Origin of the sequence: Sphingomonas sp. (assembly GCF_031380695.1) — a bacterium.
Lineage (GTDB): Bacteria > Pseudomonadota > Alphaproteobacteria > Sphingomonadales > Sphingomonadaceae > Sphingomicrobium.
Genome location: NZ_JANMWY010000266.1, coordinates 1 through 5,516 on the forward strand (window position 1 = coordinate 1; position 5,516 = coordinate 5,516).

7 protein-coding genes are annotated in these 5,516 nt (G+C 65.6%); 4 read left to right on the plus strand and 3 right to left on the minus strand.

The window, feature by feature from the left end:
• The 4 genes from RMN84_RS09585 to hutH form a co-directional block, all read left to right on the plus strand.
• Positions 1-474, plus strand: a 474-nt coding sequence (locus RMN84_RS09585) for a T6SS immunity protein Tdi1 domain-containing protein (protein WP_309611948.1), incomplete at its 5' end; no start/stop codon positions are given.
• Positions 475-597: 123 nt separating this feature from the next.
• Positions 598-873, plus strand: a complete 276-nt coding sequence (locus tag RMN84_RS09590; protein WP_309611949.1) for a hypothetical protein — start codon at positions 598-600, stop codon at positions 871-873.
• 194 nt (positions 874-1,067) lie between these two features.
• The gene (locus tag RMN84_RS09595; RefSeq protein WP_309611950.1) at positions 1,068-1,271 is read left to right on the plus strand and encodes a hypothetical protein; all 204 of its coding nucleotides are present in this window, start codon (positions 1,068-1,070) and stop codon (positions 1,269-1,271) included.
• Positions 1,272-1,286: 15 nt separating this feature from the next.
• Complete coding sequence (hutH, locus tag RMN84_RS09600) at positions 1,287-2,804, plus strand: histidine ammonia-lyase (protein WP_309611951.1); 1,518 nt, start codon at positions 1,287-1,289, stop codon at positions 2,802-2,804.
• Here the strand turns inward: hutH and RMN84_RS09605 are convergent.
• The 3 genes from RMN84_RS09605 to RMN84_RS09615 all read right to left on the minus strand — a co-directional run.
• Positions 2,770-3,195: a DUF2147 domain-containing protein gene (locus RMN84_RS09605; RefSeq protein WP_309611952.1), complete on the minus strand. Its 426-nt coding sequence runs from the start codon at positions 3,193-3,195 to the stop codon at positions 2,770-2,772. The genes hutH and RMN84_RS09605 overlap by 35 nt on opposite strands.
• 64 nt (positions 3,196-3,259) lie before the next feature.
• Entirely contained in the window at positions 3,260-3,664 is a 405-nt protein-coding gene (locus RMN84_RS09610) for a hypothetical protein (RefSeq protein ID WP_309611953.1), read from the minus strand.
• A 136-nt stretch (positions 3,665-3,800) separates the two neighbouring features.
• On the minus strand, positions 3,801-5,516 hold a 1,716-nt coding region (locus RMN84_RS09615), incomplete at its 5' end, for an OB-fold nucleic acid binding domain-containing protein (protein WP_309611954.1).

The window sequence follows — 5,516 nt, forward strand, 5'->3', positions numbered from 1 at the left end:
CATCCCATGAAGTGGTCTGATCTGACGATGACGCCTGAGGGCGATGCGGTCACAGCCTTACGCGCCTCATGGGAGTGGCGGCTCGGCGAGGCATGGTCACCGCTCTTATTTTCGGCCTTCGGAGATGTATTTTTAAAAACGCCGACAGGCGTGCACTGGCTGAACACCGGGACCGGCGATCTCAAAAAGGTTGCCGACGACGAAGACACATTCCGCACAGCGCTCGCGGGCGATCAAGCCAATGACTGGTTCCTGCCGCCGCTCATTGAAGCGCTTCATCAAGCTGGTAAACGACCTTCGGAGGGCGAGTGCTTCACCTATGCGATCTACCCGGCCTTTGCTGAGGGAAAATACGAGGCAAACAACTTCGCTGTGGTGCCAGCGCGGGAGCATTTCGCCGTTTCTGGCGATCTTCATCGCCAGCTATCAGGCATTGCAGACGACGCTAAAGTCTCTTTGCGGGTCGAACCGTAGCGTCTGCTTCCCCGCGTTTTCGTCTAGAAGCTGCCGGATCGCTCTCCACCCGAAAATGGCCGTACTGGGTCAGCTTCAAGCTTCCCGATTGCAGACATCCACGCCGAGACTTACACGGCTGTAATGCCTGACCTATTGCATGAGTATTGGGAGAACGACGACGGCGGCCAATTCGGGCCTGTGCGCGAACGCGATGACCAACTGCGGCCGACGCTCGTGCCTGATGCACGGCTTGTGTTCAGCCTCCGCGCGTCGTCGTGGCACCAAGCAATGCAGAGCTACAACGAACGCCTCGGGTATGGCGACTATAACCCAATCGGCGACGCGCCAGATTCCGCCTACACCGAACAGGAAGTCGCGGAGCAAGACGCTTATCTGCAAACTCGAAACGGCAGCTAAGGCGAAGTCCAGCCCGAAAGCTGACCTTCAGGTAACCACCAAAAGCTGACGTTACCGAAATAACTTTCCTACAGCCCACCACTCGTGCCACGCCGTAAGCCGCTGATTCTAATCACCGGTCCTGCTTCGATCCGACCGAAATCGCGCGCTGTCCAAATAGCCCGTACCGTGTGAACTTTAGTGAACTTTGGCCCATGAAAACCCGCCGCGCCATCTGCAATCGCAAGGCGCGCTTTGCCACCGCCGGCGACGCCCACCTTGCCGCTGCCGCCGCGACGATCACGCTTCGCCCCTATTGCTGCGACCGTTGCCGCCGCTATCATCTGACCAGCCGAACCAGGGGCAAGCGCGTCCCCCGGCCTAAGTCCACCAAGGCGTTCGTCAATCGCCCCGAATGACGATATGACCGCGCTATGATCACCCTCTCCCCCGGCGCAGTCACCCTCGCTGAGCTGCGCTTGCTCTGGTCCGGTGCCCCCGTCCGCCTGGCCGATGACGCCCTCGCCCGCATCGATACCGCCGCCGCCTCGGTCGTCCGCATCGTTGCCGGCGGCGCCACCGTTTATGGCGTCAACACCGGCTTCGGCCTGCTCGCCCAGACCCGCATCCCCGCCGATCGTCTCGCCGACCTCCAGCGCAACCTGATCCTCAGCCACAGCTGCGGTCTCGGCGACCCGCTCCCCCGCGCCACCGTCCGGCTGATGATCATCCTCAAACTGATCGGCCTTGGCCGCGGCCATTCGGGCGTTCGCCGCACGGTGATCGACGCGCTGCAAGCCCTGCTCGACGCCGACGCCATACCGGTCATCCCTTCACAGGGCAGCGTCGGCGCCTCGGGCGATCTCGCCCCGCTCGCCCACCTGGTCGCGACGCTGATGGGCGAAGGGTCGATCGACCTCGCCGACACCGTCATGCCCGCCGCCGCCGCGCTCCAGCGAATGGGCCGCGCACCGCTCGCGCTCGGCCCGAAGGAGGGGCTCGCGCTGATCAACGGCACCCAGGCCTCGACCGCGATCGCGCTCGACGCGCTGTTCCTCGGTGAACGGGTGTTCGCCGCCGCGCTCGGTTCCGGCGCGATGGCGGTCGATGCGCTCAAGGGCAGCTGCGCGCCGTTCGACGCCCGCCTCCACGAGCTGCGCGGCCAGCCCGGCCAGATCGCCGTTGCCGCCCGCCTCCGCGCCCTGCTCGACGGCAGCGACATCGGCACCAGCCATCACGACTGCGGCCGCGTCCAGGACCCCTACAGCTTCCGCTGCCAGCCGCAGGTGATGGGGGCGAGCCTCGACCTGCTCGCCAACGCCGCCCGCACCCTGACGATCGAGGCCAATGCGGTGACCGACAACCCGATCCTGTTCCCGGATACGGACGAGGCGATCAGCGGCGGCAATTTCCACGCCCAGCCGGTCGCCTTCGCCGCCGACATCATCGCCATGGCATTGTGCGAGGTCGGCTCATTGAGCGAGCGCCGCACCTCAGTGCTGGTCGATCCGACGATGAGCCGCCTGCCCGCCTTCCTCACCGACGATGGCGGGTTGAACAGCGGGCTGATGATCCCGCAAGTCACCGCCGCCGCGCTGGTCAGCGAGAACAAGAGCATGGCCTTCCCCGCCAGCGTCGACTCGATCCCGACGTCCGCCGGTCAGGAGGACCATGTCTCGATGGCCCCGATCGCCGCGCGCAAGGCTGTGCGGATCGCGCACAATGCAGCGGGGGTGGTCGCGGTCGAGCTGATCGCGGCGGCACAAGGCCTCGACTATCATGCGCCGCTGCAGACCAGCCCGGCGCTCCGGGTGCTCCACGGCAAGGTGCGCGCGCTCTCGCCGCACCTTGGCACCGATCGCTACTGGGCCGATGAAATGGCCGCGATCCAGGCGGCGGTGCTGGCCGGCGACCTGATCAGCGACGCCGTGCTCGACCCGCCGGCGGGCTAGCGACCCGCGTCCACACTTGCGACTTGCACATGAACCCGGCGACCGCGCAGCCCTGCACTTCCATGTGTGTCCGGTCGAGCAGATGAATGTCGGCTTCGGCGCGGCGACCGATGTCGGGGACGAACACTTCCCCGTGCCAAATGCCTTCGCCGTTCTGCTCCAGCCCGCTCAACAGCTCGGTTCCGATCAGACGCGGAGTGCCCCCGTCGGCGGCGGCGGCGCGGGCCTGGCCGCTCGCGGACGTCACCCGCCCGCACAGCACGTCATCGCCGCACGGCGCGATGCGTACGGTGACGCTATGCTTGGGATTGGTCCAGCTCCCCTCGAGGGGTGAAGCGGCGAGCGCTGGTGCCGAGACGAGCGCGGCGGCGGTGAGGAGCAAGGCTTTCATGGGCGTCCTTTTCGCGGGCAATGCTTGCCAACGGCTGAACGCCCCGCCTTGCTCCCCCATCCTGCTATTTCTCGCCGAGCAGGGCCAGATAGTCGGCGGCGGTCATCGGCCCCCGGGTGAACGTATCGGTATGGCTGCTGATATATTTGCGCAGTTCCAGCCCGCCGCGCATCGGGTTCATGCCCATCTTCTTGGCGGCGGCCTCGCTCGCCTTGTCCTGCGCCTCGGTCGTCACTGGGTAGATCACCATATAGTCCCAGCTATCGCCGTCGGTATGCGCATAGAGCTGGCCCTTGGCGATGCCCGCTGCGGCGGACACCTGGTCCTGCTGATCGAGCCACTTAAGGAAGCCTGCCTGCAGGCCTGGTGCGATCCGATAGATGGAAACGATCGCCTTGCCTGGCTCGGCGGTGGCCGGCGCGGCGAAGGCGAGGGTAGCGGCGGCGGCAATCATCATGGCGAATTTCATGGCTCATCCCCTGTTCGGCGCAAAAGCACCAGTTCGGCGGGCCCACTGGCCGCCGGATGCTTCCCCCGCCGGGACGCGACTCACGCGGAATGCAACGGGGCGGAGTTAATCATGATTAAGCGCGTGCGGCAAAGGCTCAGTGAAAGTCGCGGCTCTTTGGGATGCAGCTGACGTTGCGCGGGTGCATGGCGGTCGGCGCGCGCCAGCTGCCGCCGCCGTCGCCTGCACTTAACGTCGAGGGCATCGACTCCTCGCTGATCGCGCGGAGCATGGCGGTGTCATCCTCCAGTTTCCGCGCAACGACATGGACCACCGCCTCGTCGTGCTGGACCATGCCGTGCACCACCATCAGCCGCGCCCCCATTACGATGCGGCGCTGGGCGGAGAAGGCGTCGGGCCACACGACGAGGTTGGCGATGTCGGTCTCGTCCTCCAGCGTGATGAAGCACACCCCCTTGGCGCTGCCCGGCCGCTGGCGGATCAGGACCAGCCCGGCGAGCGACACGCGGCGGCCATAGCGGAGCGAGCGCAGCTGGTCGGCGGTGGTGAACCCGCGCTCTCGGTAATGGTCGCGCAGGAACTGCATCGGGTGGGCCTTCAGCGACAGGCGGATGGTCTGGTAATCGGCGACTACCTGCTCGCCGAGTGGCATGTGCGGCAGGCGGACAATCTCGCGCTCCCATCCCTCGTCGCGGGCGTCGGCAAAAGCGAACAGCGGGAGGTCGGGTGAGCCCTTGAGCGCGCGCGAGTCCCATAGCGCGGCGCGGCGGTCGAGGTCGATCGAGCGGAACGCATCGGCCTCGGCGAGCTTCTCGATCGCCGCGACATTGGTCCCCGACCGGCGACGCACCTCCTCGACCGAAGGGTAAGGCGTGTCGCCCCGGGCGGCAACGATGCGGGTCGCGGCATCGAGCCGCAAGCCATCGATCTGGCGGAGGCCGAGGCGAAGCCTTTTCTCCTCAAGTGTACAATCCCATTCGCTGTGGTTCACATCGACGCCGAGCACCTCGACCCCATGATCGCGCGCATCGCGCACGATCTGCGCCGGCGCGTAAAACCCCATCGGCTGTGAATTGAGCAGGGCGCAGGCGAACGCCGCCGGATATTTCCACTTCAGCCAGCTCGACACATAGACCAAGTGCGCGAAGCTCGCCGCATGGCTCTCGGGAAAGCCATATTCGCCGAACCCCTTGATCTGGTCGAAGCAGCGCTGGGCGAAATCGGGGTCATAGCCGCGCCCGACCATCCGCCCGACCATCTTCTCCTGCAGCAGCTCGATCGTCCCGCGCGAGCGGAAAGTCGCCATCGCCTTGCGCAGCTGATTGGCCTCGGCCGGGCTGAATTTCGCCGCGTCGAGCGCGATCTTCATCGCCTGCTCCTGGAAAACCGGCACGCCCAGCGTCCGGCTGAGAATTCGCTCGAGCTCGTCGGGCGGGCCATGCTCGGGCGAAGGGCAGGGGTAAAGCACGCTTTCCTTGCCCGACCGCCGTTTCAGGAAGGGATGGACCATGTCGCCCTGGATCGGCCCCGGCCTGACGATTGCCACTTCGATGACGAGATCGTAAAAGCAGCGCGGCCGCAGACGCGGCAGCATGTTCATTTGCGCCCGGCTCTCGACCTGGAACACGCCGATGCTATCAGCGCGGCACAGCATGTCGTAAACTTCTGCATCCTCGCGCGGCACCTTGGCGAGCGTCATTGGCCGGTCGTGATGTTTGGCCAAAAATTCGAACGCCTTGCGGATACAGGTCAGCATGCCGAGCGCCAGAACGTCGACCTTCAAAAGCCCGAGTGCTGCGATATCGTCCTTGTCCCATTCGATGAAGGTGCGGTCGGCCATCGCGCCGTTGCC